Genomic DNA, 16,151 nt, shown 5'->3' with positions numbered 1-16,151 from the left:
TGATCGTGTGAACAGCACAGTCAGGGTTTCGGGGCTGACGGTCCGGCACCGCCGTACGACCGCCCTGGACGGTGTCGATCTGGACTTCGCACCCGGTGTGCACGGTCTCCTCGGACCGAACGGTGCCGGAAAGACCTCTCTGATCAGGGTGGTGTCCACGGCCACCGCACCGGCCTCCGGCCGGATCGAGCTGCTGGGCAGTGAGGTAGGTGCGGCCGGGGACCACCGCAGCCGCGCGGCGGTCAGGCGCAGGCTGGGCTATCTGCCGCAGGAGTTCGGCTACTACCCGGGCTTCACCGTCCGCGAGTTCGTGGCCTATGTGGCGTGGCTCAAGGAGATGGACGGCGCCCTGATCGCGGCGGCCGTGGAACGTGCGGTGGACCGGGTGGGGCTGACGGACCGGATCGACGCCCGGATGAAGACCCTGTCGGGCGGCATGGTGCGGCGCGTGGGCATCGCGCAGGCGATCGTCAACGACCCCGAACTGCTGCTGCTCGACGAGCCGACGGCCGGGCTCGACCCTGAGCAGCGGGTCGAGTTCCGCACCCTGATGCGGGAGCTCGGCGAGCGGGCCACGGTCATCCTCTCCACGCACCTGGTCGAGGACGTGGCCACGGCCTGCGCGGACGTGACGCTGATCGAGGCGGGCCGCATCGCGTACCGCGGTACGACGGCCGAGCTGGCGTCCCTCGGCGAAGCGGACGGCGACGCGGACGCGCTCGACGGCAGCCCGATCGAGCGCGGCTACACCGCCGCCCTGCGCTCCCACCGTGCGAAGGCGGGCGTCCGATGACGACGGCCGACGCCCCCGCCGCCCAGCGGCAGGACTTCCCCGGGCCCCCGTCCACCCGCTCGCCCGCCAGGTACCGTCCGACGCTCGACGCGCTGCGCACCGAGCTGCGCCGCGGCATCGCGCCGTGGACCGGTGCGTGCACGGCGGTCATGCTCGCCGTCACCATGGCGGCCAAGGCCGACACCTGGCAGGGGAACTGGGGCGAGACGCAGGGGCTGCTGCACTCCGGCGCCACCCTGCTCGCCGGTCCGCTGGTGGCGGCGGCGTCCTGCTGGCAGGGCGCCCGCGAGCACCGGCGTTCCACCACCGAGCTCTGGGGGTCCACCCCGCGCGCCCGGTCGTCGAGGGTCGTGGTGGCCGCGCTGCCGCTCGCGCTGTGGGCGGTCGCCGGGTATCTCACCGCGCTGGCAGCGGCGCTTCTGGCCACCTGGCCGTACGCCGGCGGCGGCAGCCCGTTCCCGTCCATGGCCGTTGCGGACTGTGGCTTCCTGCTGGCCATCGGCCTGCTGGGATTCGTCGTCGGCCGGCGGATCCGGTGGCGGCTGGCCGCTCCCGTTCTCGCCGCGCTGCTGTATCTCGTGCTGGGCGTGCCGAGCTACTCCGACTCCTCGGCCCAGTACCTCGACCCGGCCGTGCAGTACCAGCTCGACGGCTCGCTCCCCGTGTGGTGGTTCGCCCCCGTGATGGTGGCGTGGACCTGCGGAATCGCGCTGGCCGCGCTGATCGCCCATGCGGCCCGGCGCCGCTTCCTCGCCGTCGTACCGCTCGCCGTGGCGGCGGCCGTCGCACCGCTCATCGTGCACACCGGCACCGGCCTGCTCCGCGACGACCCGGCCGCCACCCGCGCCGTCTGCACGGACGGCACCCCGCAGCTCTGCCTGACCGGGTACAACGGGGAACTCCTGCCGCAGGTCTCCGACGCGTTGTCCGGGCTCTTCGGGCGGCTGGAGGGAGTGCCGGGGGCGCCGGTCCGGTATGTGGATCTCGAGGCGCGGCCGGGCTCCGGCCGGGCCTGGGTGCCTACGCCGAACCTCGGCTGGTACCTGCTGCGCGGCCGGCTGCGGCACTCAGACGACTACGCCTGGCAGGTGGCCATGGGCGTGGCCGGCCGGGAGTGCCCGGACTCCTCGTACAACGAGGGCTCGAACGGCTTCGCCCGGGTGGTGGCCACCGACTCCGCCGTCGCGGACTGGCTCGCCGGCCCCTCCATGTCGCGGACCGGCGGCGCGGAGAGCACCCCGCAGCTCCGCCGCCTCCAAGCCATGCCGGCCCCCGAGCGCCGGGCCTGGCTCGGCCGCTACCTGGCCACGCGTACGAGCTGCACCCCGTCAAAGGTCCCGGTCCTGTGAACACCGCCGCCGGAGCCCCGACGCACCGCACCTCGCACCGGCGCGGCCTGCCGCTCCTCTATATCCGCTCCCGCGGCCTCCCCCGCACCGCCGCCGCCCTGGCCTGCGTCGTCCTCCTCGCCGCCTGGGCCGCCGACTGGCTCGAGGACCGGCCGGACTTCGACCACACCGCCCGCGTCCCGGTCCTCGTGCTGGCCCCGATGCTGGTGTCCGCGGCCATCGGCACCAGCCTGTACGCCGCCGCCGACGAGCTCGACCGGACCGCCGTGCACCGCTGGTGGCCGCGGCGGCTGCTGCATCTGCTCGCGCTCACCGTCCCGGCCGCGGCGGCTCTCGCGCTGGCCGTCCCCGGGCATCCCGAGGCGTTCGGCGCACCCGGCATGATCCGCAACGTGCTCGGCGCGACCGGGGTGGCGGCCGCCTCCGCCGCCCTGATCGGCGCCCGGCTGAGCTGGCTGCCGATGACCGTCTACGGCGGCGCGGTCTACCTGGCGGCACCACGCGCCCCAGGGGGCGCGGCCTCCGTGTGGGCGTGGCTGATGCAGCCGGGGCCGCAGACCGGGGCGTGGGCGGTGGCGTTGACGGCGTACGCGCTGGGCGCGGCGCTGTTCGCGGTACGCGGGGCCCGCCCCGAACGCGGCTGACCCCGCCCCGATCGGCTGCCGTCCGCGGCTGACTCCGCCCCGTTCGGCTGCCGTCCGGACAAACCGCTGGCCCGGCCGGTGCCGGGCGGGACAGGATGACGGGGACACCGACCGACAGCCCCCGGAGACCAGTGCCATGCCGCACGCCGCCTACGGCCCAGACGCCCTCGCCCCCGTCACCCTGGACCGCCGCGAGGGACCGTACGGGGAGGTCGTCCTGCGCAGACGGGGCGACGACTTCGAGATCATCGCCAACGGGTGCTTCCTGATGGACACCTCGGACGGCCGCTCGGAGCGGCTGCTGATCGATGCCGCGCTCACCGCGCTGCCCGCCGGCAGACCCGCCCCGGCCGTCCTGATCGGCGGACTCGGCGTCGGGTTCTCGCTCGCGCGGGCCGCCGCCGAGCCGCGATGGGGGCGGATCGCGGTCGCCGAGCGGGAGCGGGCCATCGTGGACTGGCATCTGGACGGGCCGCTCGCCGGCCTCTCGGCGGCAGCGCTCGCCGATCCGCGGACGACGGTCCTCGTGACGGATCTCGTGGCGTACCTCCGTACGACTACGGACCGTTACGACGCCTTGTGTCTGGACATCGACAACGGGCCGGACTGGACGGTCACCGAGGACAACGGGAATCTGTACTCCCCCGCCGGTCTCGCCGACTGCCTGGCTCGGCTCACGCCGGGCGGGGTGCTCGCGGTGTGGTCCGCCCAGCCGTCCGCGGAGTTCGAACAAGCCCTACGGAATGCCGGATTCCATGGGGTTAGGACCGAAGAAGTAGGGGTTGCCCGAGGTGTGCCCGACGTGGTCCATCTCGCAATTCGAGCGGGCTGAGATCCCCCCGCCGGGTATGCGAGCCCCCAGGACGCCCGGGGCCAAGCGTCACAAGCCCGACACTCCGCCTCCTGTGTGCACCCAACGCGTTCGTGCGCCCCTGCACCCTGCGTAGCCGGGAGCCGTCCGCTGCCTTTACGCTGCTGACCGGTAACGGGATCACCCACGAAATTTTCGAGCGAGAACCGTACGTCCGGGGGAATGGCCTCCGCGAGAACGGGCAGGGGCGGGGCGATGGAACAGACACACACCACCCACAACGGCGTGGCGGCCACCCCGGGCGCCCAGCGCCGGGTCCTGGTGGTCGAGGACGACGCCACGATCGTCGACGCCATTTCCGCCCGGCTGCGGGCGGAGGGCTTCCTGGTGCAGACCGCGCTCGACGGCCCGGCGGCCGTGGACGCGGCCGAGGCCTGGCAGCCGGATCTGATGGTGCTCGACATCATGCTTCCCGGTTTCGACGGCCTGGAGGTCTGCCGTCGTGTGCAGGCCCAGCGCCCGGTACCGGTACTGATGCTGACCGCCCGGGACGACGAGACCGACATGCTGGTCGGCCTCGGCGTCGGCGCCGACGACTACATGACCAAGCCGTTCTCCATGCGTGAGCTGGCGGCCCGGGTCCACGTCCTGCTGCGCCGGGTCGAGCGGGCCGCACTGGCCGCCGTCACGCCGCGCAGCGGAATACTGCGCCTCGGCGAGCTGGAGATCGACCACGCACAGCGCCGGGTGCGGGTCCGCGCCGACGACGTGCACCTCACGCCGACCGAGTTCGACCTGCTGGTCTGCCTGGCCAACACCCCGCGCGCGGTGCTCTCCCGGGAGCAGCTGCTGGCGGAGGTCTGGGACTGGGCGGACGCCTCCGGCACCCGTACCGTCGACAGCCACATCAAGGCGCTGCGCCGGAAGATCGGCGCGGAGCGGATCCGTACCGTGCACGGCGTCGGCTACGCACTGGAGACCCCCGCGCCATGACCGGGCCCGGACCGGGGCTGCGGCCGTTCTCCATCAAGGCCAAGCTGGGCACGCTCGTCGTGGTCTCGGTCTTCATCACGACCGGGCTGCTCATGGTGGCTCTGCGGACACGCACCGAGCTGCGGTTCATCACGGTCTTCTCGATGATCGCGACCCTGCTGATCACCCAGTTCGTGGCACACGGCCTGACCGCGCCGCTGGACGAGATGAGAGCCGTGGCGCGCTCGATATCGCACGGCGACTACACCAGACGGGTGAGCGGCGCCGACCGGCGCGACGAGCTCGGCGACCTGGCGCAGACCATCAATCTGATGGCGGACGATCTGGCGGCCGTGGACCGGCACCGCAAGGAGCTGGTGGCAAATGTCTCACATGAGCTGCGCACCCCCATCGCGGCGCTGAGAGCCGTGCTGGAGAACGTCGTGGACGGGGTGTCATCGGCCGATCCGGAGACGATGCGCACGGCCCTGAAACAGACGGAACGTCTCGGCAGGCTGGTGGAGACGCTGCTGGACCTGTCCCGGCTGGACAACGGCGTGGTCACGCTGAAGGCCGGCCGCTTCGAGGTGTGGCCGTACCTCTCGGGGGTGCTGAAGGAGGCGAATCTCGCCGCCGCGCACCGCCGGCTCTCCTCGGGCTCCGGCAACCACTCCCGCAAGGACGTCCATCTGCACCTGGACGTGTCGCCGCCGGAGCTGACCGCGCACGCGGACGCCGAGCGGCTGCACCAGGTGGTGGCCAATCTGATCGACAACGCGGTGAAGCACAGCCCGCCGCACGGCCGGGTCACCGTGCGCGCCCGGCGCGGCGGACAGCCCGAGTCGCTGCACCTGGAGGTCGTGGACGAGGGCCCCGGCATTCCGGAGTCCGAGCGGCACCGGGTCTTCGAGCGTTTCAACCGGGGCGAGGTGCCGTCCCCGCACGGCCCGGGGAGCGACGGCGGTACGGGGCTGGGCCTGGCGATCGCCCGCTGGGCGGTGGATCTGCACGGCGGCCGGATCGGTGTGGCCGAATCAGCTCGCGGCTGCCGCATCCGCGTCACTCTTCCGGGGATCCCTCAGTCGCGAGGCTGACATAGGGTTCGAACCGGAAGGGCGCGTTCTGCGTGTTCTGTTCAAGGGGTACGGTCCAAGGGGCCGTACTTGCGGTCTCGCGTACCCGGAGTGAAGCGGAACCAAGCTTGTTTCCCGCCATTTCCTGCCCCGAAACCCGACTTTCGATGTGACTTGCACGACGAAGACCGGCCCGGCCTGCATGGAACGGCCGGGGAGGCGTAGCCTTGATTTCCGCTGTCCATCACCTTGTGAAGCGGAAGAGGGCGGTTGCCGCCGTGTCGTCTCAGTCCCCCAGTAACTCGAGCATCTCGACCGACCAAGCCAGCCCGGGTACGAACCCGGCTGCTGCTTTCGGCCCCAATGAGTGGCTCGTCGACGAGATCTACCAGCAGTACCTCCAGGATCCCAATTCGGTCGATCGCGCCTGGTGGGACTTCTTCGCCGACTACAAGCCGGGTACGTCCGGCACGGCGGACAAGCCCGTTCCCGGCGCCGCAGCCGCGGGGGCTGCGGTGCCCGCGGCCCCGGCCGCACCCGCGCCGGCCCCCACCAACAACGTCGCACCCGCGCCGCCCGTGGCTCAGGCCCCGGCCGCACCCGCGGCTCCGGCGCCCGCTCCGGCCGCACCCGCGGCCGTGCCGGCTCCGGTGAAGGCCGCACCGGCTGCGGCCGCACCGGCCCCCGCCGCGAAGGCCCCGGCCGCTGCGGCGACCGAGGCTCCGGCCGGTCCGGAGTACGTGACGCTGCGCGGCCCGTCGGCCGCTGTCGCGAAGAACATGAACGCCTCGCTGGAGCTGCCGACGGCCACGTCCGTCCGCGCCGTTCCGGTGAAGCTGCTCTTCGACAACCGCATCGTCATCAACAACCACCTCAAGCGCGCCCGCGGCGGGAAGATCTCCTTCACGCACCTCATCGGGTACGCGATGGTGCAGGCCCTCAAGGCCATGCCGGCGATGAACTACTCCTTCGCCACCAAGGACGGCAAGCCGACCCTGGTGAAGCCGGAGCACGTCAACCTCGGCCTGGCCATCGACCTGGTGAAGCCGAACGGCGACCGCCAGCTGGTCGTCGCGGCCATCAAGAAGGCCGAGACGCTCAACTTCTTCGAGTTCTGGCAGGCCTACGAGGACATCGTCCGCCGGGCCCGCAACGGCAAGCTCGGCATGGACGACTTCACCGGAGTCACCGCCTCGCTGACCAACCCCGGCGGCATCGGCACCGTTCACTCGGTGCCCCGCCTGATGCCCGGACAGGGCCTCATCATGGGCGTCGGCGCGATGGACTACCCGGCGGAGTTCCAGGGCACGTCGCAGGACACCCTGAACAAGCTGGGCATCTCCAAGGTCATGACGCTGACCTCGACGTACGACCACCGGGTCATCCAGGGTGCCGCCTCCGGCGAGTTCCTGCGGATCCTCTCCCAGCTGCTGCTCGGCGAGAACGAGTTCTACGACGAGATCTTCAAGGCGCTGCGCATCCCCTACGAGCCGGTCCGCTGGCTCAAGGACATCGACGCCTCGCACGACGACGACGTCACCAAGGCCGCACGGGTCTTCGAGCTGATCCACTCCTACCGGGTCCGCGGCCACGTCATGGCCGACACCGACCCGCTGGAGTACCACCAGCGCAAGCACCCCGACCTGGACATCACCGAGCACGGCCTCACCCTGTGGGACCTGGAGCGGGACTTCGCGGTCGGCGGTTTCGCCGGCAAGACGATGATGAAGCTCCGCGACATCCTCGGTGTGCTGCGTGAGTCGTACTGCCGCACCACCGGCATCGAGTTCATGCACATCCAGGACCCGAAGCAGCGCAAGTGGCTCCAGGACCGGGTGGAGCGTCCGCGCCCCAAGCCCGAGCGCGAGGAGCAGCTGCGCATCCTGCGCCGGCTGAACGCCGCCGAGGCGTTCGAGACCTTCCTGCAGACGAAGTACGTCGGCCAGAAGCGGTTCTCGCTGGAGGGCGGCGAGTCCGTCATCCCGCTGCTCGACGCGGTCATCGACTCCGCCGCCGAGGCCCGCCTCGACGAGGTCGTCATCGGCATGGCCCACCGCGGCCGGCTGAACGTGCTGGCGAACATCGTCGGCAAGTCGTACGCGCAGATCTTCCGGGAGTTCGAGGGCAACCTCGACCCGAAGTCGATGCACGGCTCCGGCGACGTCAAGTACCACCTGGGCGCCGAGGGCACCTTCACCGGTCTGGACGGCGAGCAGATCAAGGTCTCGCTGGCCGCCAACCCCTCGCACCTGGAGGCGGTCGACCCGGTCCTGGAGGGCATCGCCCGCGCCAAGCAGGACATCATCAACAAGGGCGGCACGGACTTCACCGTCCTGCCCGTCGCGCTCCACGGCGACGCGGCCTTCGCGGGCCAGGGCGTCGTCGCCGAGACGCTCAACATGTCGCAGCTGCGCGGCTACCGCACGGGCGGCACCGTGCACGTGGTGATCAACAACCAGGTCGGCTTCACCGCCGCCCCGGAGTCCTCGCGCTCCTCGATGTACGCCACCGACGTGGCGCGCATGATCGAGGCGCCGATCATCCACGTCAACGGTGACGACCCCGAGGCCGTCGTCCGCGTCGCGCGGCTCGCCTTCGAGTTCCGTCAGGCGTTCAACAAGGACGTCGTGATCGACCTCATCTGCTACCGCCGCCGCGGTCACAACGAGGGCGACAACCCGCAGTTCACCAACCCGCAGATGTACACCCTGATCGACAAGAAGCGCTCGGTGCGCAAGCTCTACACCGAGTCCCTCATCGGTCGTGGTGACATCACTCTGGAAGAGGCCGAGCAGGCGCTCCAGGACTTCCAGGGCCAGCTGGAGAAGGTGTTCGCGGAGGTCCGCGAGGCCACCTCGCACCCGGCACAGACCCACGTCCCGAACGCCCAGGCCGAGTTCCCGGTGGCCGTCATCACCGCGGTCTCCCAGGAGGTCGTGAAGCGGATCGCCGAGTCGCAGGTCAACATCCCGGACCACATCACCGTCCACCCGCGCCTGATGCCGCAGATGCAGCGTCGTGCGGCCTCCGTGGAGGACGGCACGATCGACTGGGGCATGGGCGAGACCCTGGCCATCGGTTCGCTGCTGATGGAGGGCACCCCGGTCCGGCTCGCCGGCCAGGACACCCGCCGAGGCACGTTCGGCCAGCGCCACGCGGTCCTGGTCGACCAGGAGACCGGCGAGGACTACACCCCGCTGCTCTACCTCGCCGACGACCAGGCCCGTTACAACGTCTACGACTCGCTGCTCAGCGAGTACGCGGCGATGGGCTTCGAGTACGGCTACTCGCTGGCCCGCCCGGAGTCGCTGGTCATCTGGGAGGCCCAGTTCGGTGACTTCGTCAACGGCGCGCAGACCGTCGTCGACGAGTTCATCTCCTCGGCCGAACAGAAGTGGGGCCAGACCTCCGGCGTCACGCTGCTCCTGCCGCACGGCTACGAGGGCCAGGGCCCGGACCACTCGTCCGCCCGCCCGGAGCGCTTCCTCCAGATGTGCGCCCAGGACAACATGACGGTCGCGATGCCGACCCTGCCGTCGAACTACTTCCACCTTCTGCGGTGGCAGGTGCACAACCCGCACCACAAGCCGCTGATCGTCTTCACCCCGAAGTCGATGCTCCGCCTCAAGGCGGCCGCGTCGAAGGCGGAGGAGTTCACCACCGGCGGCTTCCGCCCGGTGATCGGCGACGACTCGGTCGAGGCGAGCGCTGTGCGCAAGGTCGTCTTCTGCACCGGCAAGGTCTACTACGACCTGGACGCCGAGCGTCAGAAGCGTGGCGACACGGAGACCGCGATCATCCGTCTGGAGCGCCTGTACCCGCTGCCGGGCGCGGAGATCCAGGCAGAGATCGCCAAGTACCCGAACGCCGCGAAGTACCTGTGGGCCCAGGAGGAGCCGGCCAACCAGGGCGCATGGCCGTTCATCGCCCTGAACCTGATCGACCACCTGGACCTGGCCGTCGGCGCCGACGTCCCGCACGGTGAGCGCCTGCGCCGCATCTCGCGGCCGCACGGCTCCTCCCCGGCGGTCGGCTCGGCCAAGCGCCACCAGGCCGAGCAGGCGCAGCTGGTCGCGGAGGTCTTCGAGGCCTGAGCGGCCTGACCGATCCGCTGCACGCACATGGCCGAAGGGCCCGTCCCCGCGAAACGATCGCGGGGACGGGCCCTTCGGGCGTACCCGGGCGGTCAGATCATCTGCGGCTCGAAGTCCCAGAACGGGCGGTTCCTGGACCGCGCCGACACGGTATGAACGTGTTGCGCCCCCAGTGTCGCCACCAGGTCACCCAACGCCTCCGCCTCGACCTTCTCGGCCTTCTGCCGGTCCCGGATGCCTCGCAGATCCGCCGCGTGTGCGATGCGGGCGGAGAGAGTCAGGGGGTGGGTCCGGCCGAGGATCTCGATGGCGCGCGTCACGACGGAGTCCGTCAGCGCCACGGCTGACTCCACGTCACCCACCAGGTTGCGCAGCGCCGAGGCGTTGATCGCGCAGCCCAGGGTCCAGGGGTGGTTCTCGCCGACGGCGCGGCCCATGTCGACCAAGGCCTCCTCGATGAGGTGGTGTGCCTGGTCCCGCTCCCCCACGTTGCGCAGGATCAGTGCGTGATTGCCACGCGTGCCCGCCACATAGGGATGCTGTTCGCCCAGCATCTCCACGTAGCCGTCCACGACCTTCTCGCTTATGCCCCTGGCCTGGTCGATGTCGGCATGCTCCCGAGCGAAGAAGCTCTGGCTGGCCGCGAACATCATGGTCAGCGGATCGCTCTCGCCGAGTACGCGCTCACCTCGCTCCAGTACACGGGTGAACAACGCGGCGGCCTTGGCCCGTTCACCCGCGCGGTACTGGCAGAGTGCCAGGTTGTGCTCGGCGCGCAGAGTCTGCGGATTGTCCTGGCCCATCACGAGCCGGTGCACACGGGCGCTCTGGCTCTGGAGAGACTCCGCCTCGTTGTAGCGACCGAGGAGGCGCAGGTCGGTGGCGTAGTTGACCTCGGAGTAGAGGGTCCAGCCATGGCGCGGCCGAAGCAGCTGTCGCCGTGATTCCAGGGTGCGCCGGTTGAGTTCCAGTGCCTCTTCGTACCGGCCGAGAAGACGCATCGACGTGCCCAGGTTGTTCTGCGCGTTGAGCGTGCGCGAGTCCTGGTCCCCCAGCAGTTCACGGTACGAGTCCAGGATCCAGCTGGACATCTCCTGCGCCTCTTCGTACCGCCCCAGTCCCCGCAGGTCGGCCGCGAGGCCGCCCGCTGCCCGCAGGTGTTCCAGGTCCTGTGCGCCCCGCTCGGAGCGCAGGTGATCGACGGCGGCCCGTTCGATGGCCTCGGTTCCGGCGTAGTCGCCCACGGCCCGCAGCAGGTTGGCGTAGTTGTAGCTGAGGTCCCAGACGCGGGGGTGGTTCTCGCCCAGCATCTCGCGCCAGGCGGTCATGGCGCGGGCGCCGAGCTTGATACCGGCCCGGTACTCCCCGGAGAGGTACATGTAGCGCAGGCAGTTGAGCACCAGGGTCTGCACGGCGGGGTCGGTGCTGCGCAGGACGTCGGCCCACTTCAGGTGCGGGGTGATCTCGGCGTATCCGGGCCAGAGCCGGGTGTCCGTGGGGCGGCCGGGGTCTGCGGCGGCGAGGGCGCGGCGGACGACGTCGATGAACTCCCGGCGGTCCTGGTCCGGCATGTCCTTGCGGACGATCTGGTGGACCATGCGGTGCAGGTAGACCGACTCGCCGGAGGACACGTCGTCGATGATGGACTCGTGGGACTCCAGGCGGACCACCGAGTACTGGCGCAGCTGGCCGATCGCCTTGTTCCACAGCAGCGGATCGTTCATCAGGCCCGACAGCTGTTCGGGCAGTTCGCCCGACGGCATTTCCTTGAGCAGCCGTACGGGGATGGAGCCGGGTGCGAAGAAGCTGCACAGGCGCAGCAGGTCGACGGACTCGGGAACGGTGTCCCTGAGCTTGTTGAGCAGTATCGACCAGGCGGTCTGGAAGGCCAGCGGGAAGTCGGCGGAGACCTTGACGACGTCCTGATCGATTCCGCCGCCGAGAAGTTCGATGTACTCCTCGACCGACATGTCGGAGTCGTTCAGCCATCCCGCCGTCTGGTCGAGCAGCAGCGGGAGGTCCTCCAGCGCGTCCGCGAGCTGGTCGGCCTCGGTGTGCGTCAGCCGCGGGGCGCGACGGCGGATGAAGGCGACCGACTCCTCCCGCTCGTAGACGGGCACCTCGACGAGGTTGCTGTTGTGCTCGCTCCACTCCGGGTTGCGGGAGGTGATCAGGACGTGCCCGGGGCCGGTCGGCACCAGGTCCCAGATCTGGTCGGGCTCGTCGGCGCCGTCCAGGATCAGCAGCCAGTGCGCGTGCGGGTCGCCGCGGCGCAGCGAGTCGCGTACCGCGCGCAGCCGCTCGCCGTACTCGGCGCCGGTGGACAGGCCCAGTTCGGGGGCGAGTTCGGCGAGCTTCTGGCGGTAGAGGGCGCGCCGGTCGGCGGGCACCCACCACACCACGTCGTACTCGGAGCCGAAGCGGTAGACGTACTCGGCGGCCAGCTGTGTCTTGCCCACTCCGGACATGCCGTGCAGCGTGACGACGCCCGCGCCCGTACCGGCGTCCTGGAGGGCCCGGTAGGCCTTGGTGAGGAGTGCCTCGCGGCCGGTGAAGCGGGTGTTGCGGCGCGGCACCCCGCCCCACACCTCGGGGGTGTCGGACGGATAGCGGGGTCCCGGCCGCGCGGCGACGGCCTCGGGGAGCGGGTCGGTGGGCAGCCCCAGCTGGACGAGCAGCCGGCGCTCCGCCTCGTCCGCACCCACGTTGGTGAGGTCCGCCGCGCCGAACACCGAAGTGGCCCCGGGCAGCGCCGAGGTGGTGATCGATGCCGCGGCGAAGCGGTCCGGGTCGGGGGCGACGACCTCGCGCAGGGCCCGGTTCCACTCCTCGTGGCTGCGGGGGCCGAGCTGGAAGTACCAGTCGCTGAGCAGGACCAGGATCCGGCCGCGGGAAAGCATCAGGTCGCGCAGCGAGTCCTCCAGCGGAACCGCCACCTGGGGGTCCCAGCGCTGCTGGACGACCGTCACCCCGCGCCGCTCCAGCCGGTCCGCGATCCATGCCGCCCAGGCCCGGTTGAATCCGGCGAAACTGAGGGTGATGGTCTGCGCCCCGATTGCTCCAACTTGCCTACGCGTACCGGGCATTCAACCGTCTCCCTGACCTCGTTGTGAGCTTTTTCAAGATACACCGGGGCATGCTCGCTCCGGCCGGAATCACCTGGCTGCTCAGCTCCTGGGCGATCCGTTCCTCTGCTGCCATATCACCCTGGCGGTGGTCACGTACGCCTCCGCGCGTGCCAGGTGACCCGTGGGTGGCGGCGAATCCTCCAGACGGTGGTAGAGCGTGATCATCTCGTTGACGAGCACCCGCCCCTCGGCGGTCAGCAGGGCCGATCCGGCCAGTACCGGGAGTACGGCGCCGACTTGCTGACGGCAGCGGGCGTGTTCGGCCCAGGCCAGATCCCGGTGGGTGACCCGCCGGGCGCCGAGCGCGAACCGCTGCCAGTAGTCCGCGAGCGCGAGGTGCGAGTAGGCGCCCTGGAGCAGCCCGTCGAACGGCCGGGGGTCGGAGCGCCAGGGGGCGAAGTGGCGGGGGGCGGCGTCCTCGTGGTGCAGCGGGACGAGTGCGCCCAGGGCCGCGAGCTTGGTGTGCTGGAGTTCGTGTACGAGGGTCGAGGCGAAGTAGGCGGGGGTGGCGGGTTTGCTGCTGAGCACCGCGCCGAAGGCCTCGCGCCGGGTGCCGCTGCAGTGGGCGGCGCCCTGGCCGGTGGGGCCGGAGCCGGGGGGCGGTCCGAGGGGGACGAGGCAGCGCAGCAGGACGGCGGCCTCGGTGATCCGGTGCTCGCCGCCGACGCGCAGCAGTGGTTCGACTCCGGACCAGGACTCGGTCCAGGCCTTGCGTTCGCTGTCGTCGATGTGGCTTGCGGCGCTGAGTCCGTGCTGTTCGATCCCGGTGCCGCTGGTGCGGTACGGGTCGAGGTCGTCCAGGGGCACGGGCCCCGCGCCGGGCAGCACCGCCGGGAGGGTGAGCACCGGCAGCCACCGGGGGTCGGCCGAGCTCGTGGTGCCGTCCGGCTGGATGCGTACTGTGAGAGGCGGTGCGTCCGACGGCCGGACCGTCAGCTCATCATCGGCGTACGTGAGTTCGACCTGTGCCGGGTGGAGTCGGACTGCGCCCAGGGTGGGCAGGGCGAGCAGCCCGCCACGGGAGCCGGTCCGGACGGTGCAGGGTGTCCCGGCACGGATCGCGGCCGCCGCCGCGATCGCGGTCAGATGGGCCAGGTCGGCGAGGAGGTCCTGGCCGGCCCCGGCCGTGCCGGTGAGGCCACCCAGGAGCCGGTGCGCCCAGGGGCCGGTCATGGGGTGGAACAGGACGGTGCGTGCCGCGGCCCGGTCGGTGCGTTCGGCGGCTTCGAGCAGCGCCCAGTCCTCGCGCAGCCGGTCGAGCAGATGGGGTGGGCATACGGTCGTGGGGGCGGCCGCCGCCGCGTCGAGCAGGGCCCTGAGCAGGACGAGGCGGCGGGTGTCCTGATCGCGGACGAGCAGGCCGAGGGAGGCGGTATCGCCCTCGGTGCGGCCGAGTTCGCGCAGTACGCGGTCGGGGATGGCGGGGATCATGGGGGGTCTCCTGCGGTTGCGTCGGCGAGCCGGTCCGCCACGTGGCGGACCAGCCGTTCGAGGTCGGCGCAGTAGACGGAGGGGTTGAGGAAGCCGTTCTCTGCGCGGTAGCGGTGGGCGTAGTGGCCGCCACCGCACACGGTGAGCAGCGGGCAGGCGCGGCAGGCGGCGGCGAGCGCGCCGGCTCCCGCCTGGCGGGCGGCGACGCCGGGGTGGCGCAGGGCGTCGTCGAAGCTGTGGCGGAAGATGTCGAGGCCGGTGGCGGCCGCGGTGTCGTAGGCGGACTTGAGGGAGTCGACCTGTTCGATCGATCCGTCCGTCTCGACCACGATCGCGTTGAGTGGATCGAGGCCGAGGGACTCGGTCGCGGCGGGCAGCCCGAGCAGCAGGGCGACGCACTCCTCGAAGAGCCTGATCCGGGTCTCCCGCCGGGCGGCCGGCCACCAGCGGTCGAAGACGGTGCACAGCCAGTCGCCGTACGGCGTGGCCCGGCCCGAACCCGGGCCCATGGGCGTGCTGGTCAGGTCCGGCAGGCCGGGCGGGGGGCTGGTCCAGTTGCCGTGCGGCAGGAGCAGGTCCAGGGCCGGGGGGCGCAGGGCGAGCAGTGACTCGTACATCTCCAGGGGGTCGGTGCGCGGGTCGACGACGGTGAGGATGCCCGCGTACGCGTCCGGGTGGTGGTCTGCGAGGAGCCGGGCACCGCGCGAGGCGGCCGGCCAGGAGGGGCGGCCGGCGTGGTCGGTGCGCAGGGTGTTGTGGGCGGCCAGGCCGCCGTCGAGGCTGATGCCGATGCGGATGCCGTGCCGGGCGAGCACGCTGACGCCGGCGTCGGTGAGCAGGGTGGCGTTCGTCTGCACGGTGGTGTGGACCGTGCAGCCGTCGGGCACCCGCTCGCGCACCCGGCGGGCGAGGGCGGCCAGCCGCTCGGGGCCCGCGAGCAGGGGTTCGCCGCCGTGCAGGACGAGGGCGACGTGCCGGAGCCGGTGGGTGGCCGCGTGTTCGGCGATCCGGTCCGCGGTGCGGTCCAGGACGGCGGGCCCGGCGGCGGCCGGGCGGCTGCGCCAGGTCCGGTCGGGGCCCGCGTACAGGTAGCAGTACCGGCAGGCCAGGTTGCAGCGGCCGTGCACCTTGACGATGAACTGCCCGAAGGGCACGGGTGCCATGCCCGCGCCGCCCCGGGAGGCGGGACCCGGCTCGGTGCGGGGGCCCGGACTCCGGGCGGTGTCCGGATGCGGACCGGCCGCGGCGTACCGCTGCGCGCGCGAGTCCGGGAGGGGTGCCCCACCGGTGTCCGGCGCCCCTCCCCCGTACCGCGCCACGCGCGGCGTCGTCCGTCGAGCCACTCCGGCACCCCCGTGCTCTACGGCCGCCGGGACTGCGCCCGGTACCGGCTCGGGGTGAGTGTCCCCGGCGCACGGCGAGGGCAGGCCCGTCCCGGGCGATGATGTCCTGATCGGGCGCACCCCAGGCCAGATCCGTGCGGTACCGGGGCCGGGCGCCGCGCTGCGGGGCTTCCCGCTTCAGAAGGCGTTGTTGAAGCCCCAGAGCATTTCCCGCGGCTGTTCGCTCCGCCCGCGCAGATCCGCGACCACCGCGGCCAGGACCGGATGGTCCAGTGTCCGCAGCGCCGCCAGGTCCAGGCCCAGCAGATCCGGCAGCTCACCGGTGGTGCCGGGAGCACCCCCGGCTGTGCCGGCCCCGTCGTCACGCGTCGACTCGCTCATTACGCCTCCCCGTACTTGCAGCACCGGGCCTGCCGTGGCGCGCTCGCCGTTGAGCGCCCACCGCGTCGGTCCCGCGTCCCTGACCCGCTACGTCCCTGCTGCCAGCGCCGTCCGCCCGCGCCGTCCGCCGGC

11 protein-coding genes are annotated in these 16,151 nt (G+C 71.6%); 7 read left to right on the top strand and 4 right to left on the bottom strand.

The genetic code is table 11. The annotated features are described in order from the left end of the window. The first annotated feature begins 7 nt into the window (after positions 1-7). From OG782_RS25715 to OG782_RS25685, 7 genes are all read left to right on the top strand, one after another. Complete coding sequence (locus OG782_RS25715; RefSeq protein WP_406454764.1) at positions 8-793, top strand: ABC transporter ATP-binding protein; 786 nt, start codon at positions 8-10, stop codon at positions 791-793. After that, a complete protein-coding gene (locus OG782_RS25710; protein WP_406454762.1) occupies positions 790-2,142 on the top strand; it encodes a hypothetical protein in 1,353 nt (450 codons plus the stop codon). Before OG782_RS25715 ends, OG782_RS25710 begins: the two co-directional genes overlap by 4 nt. Beyond that, positions 2,139-2,786: a hypothetical protein gene (locus tag OG782_RS25705; protein ID WP_406454760.1), complete on the top strand. Its 648-nt coding sequence runs from the start codon at positions 2,139-2,141 to the stop codon at positions 2,784-2,786. Before OG782_RS25710 ends, OG782_RS25705 begins: the two co-directional genes overlap by 4 nt. 136 nt (positions 2,787-2,922) lie before the next feature. Then, positions 2,923-3,618 carry a spermidine synthase gene (locus tag OG782_RS25700; protein ID WP_406454758.1) on the top strand — a complete coding sequence of 232 codons (696 nt, stop codon included), beginning with the start codon at positions 2,923-2,925 and terminating at the stop codon, positions 3,616-3,618. A 234-nt stretch (positions 3,619-3,852) separates the two neighbouring features. Next, positions 3,853-4,590, top strand: coding sequence for a response regulator transcription factor (locus tag OG782_RS25695; protein ID WP_014154105.1), 738 nt, complete (start codon positions 3,853-3,855; stop codon positions 4,588-4,590). Then, positions 4,587-5,663 (top strand): ATP-binding protein, encoded by a 1,077-nt coding sequence (locus OG782_RS25690; protein ID WP_406454756.1) that lies wholly within the window; start codon positions 4,587-4,589, stop codon positions 5,661-5,663. Before OG782_RS25695 ends, OG782_RS25690 begins: the two co-directional genes overlap by 4 nt. A 257-nt stretch (positions 5,664-5,920) precedes the next feature. Further along, positions 5,921-9,736: a multifunctional oxoglutarate decarboxylase/oxoglutarate dehydrogenase thiamine pyrophosphate-binding subunit/dihydrolipoyllysine-residue succinyltransferase subunit gene (locus tag OG782_RS25685; RefSeq protein ID WP_406454754.1), complete on the top strand. Its 3,816-nt coding sequence runs from the start codon at positions 5,921-5,923 to the stop codon at positions 9,734-9,736. 92 nt (positions 9,737-9,828) lie between these two features. Here OG782_RS25685 and fxsT read toward each other — a convergent pair whose 3' ends face one another. From fxsT to fxsA, 4 genes are all read right to left on the bottom strand, one after another. Then, a complete protein-coding gene (gene fxsT, locus OG782_RS25680; protein ID WP_406454752.1) occupies positions 9,829-12,822 on the bottom strand; it encodes an FxSxx-COOH system tetratricopeptide repeat protein in 2,994 nt (997 codons plus the stop codon). Positions 12,823-12,903: 81 nt separating this feature from the next. Next, complete coding sequence (locus OG782_RS25675; protein WP_406454750.1) at positions 12,904-14,295, bottom strand: aKG-HExxH-type peptide beta-hydroxylase; 1,392 nt, start codon at positions 14,293-14,295, stop codon at positions 12,904-12,906. Next, positions 14,292-15,458: an FxsB family cyclophane-forming radical SAM/SPASM peptide maturase gene (locus OG782_RS25670; protein WP_406454748.1), complete on the bottom strand. Its 1,167-nt coding sequence runs from the start codon at positions 15,456-15,458 to the stop codon at positions 14,292-14,294. Before OG782_RS25670 ends, OG782_RS25675 begins: the two co-directional genes overlap by 4 nt. Before the next feature lie 357 nt (positions 15,459-15,815). After that, complete coding sequence (gene fxsA, locus OG782_RS25665; RefSeq protein WP_406454746.1) at positions 15,816-16,019, bottom strand: FxSxx-COOH cyclophane-containing RiPP peptide; 204 nt, start codon at positions 16,017-16,019, stop codon at positions 15,816-15,818. Between the last annotated feature and the right edge of the window lie 132 nt (positions 16,020-16,151).

It is taken from the genome of Streptomyces sp. NBC_00876 (assembly GCF_045207435.1).
Classification (GTDB): Bacteria; Actinomycetota; Actinomycetes; order Streptomycetales; family Streptomycetaceae; genus Streptomyces.
This window is presented reverse-complemented; position numbering and strand designations above follow the sequence as displayed.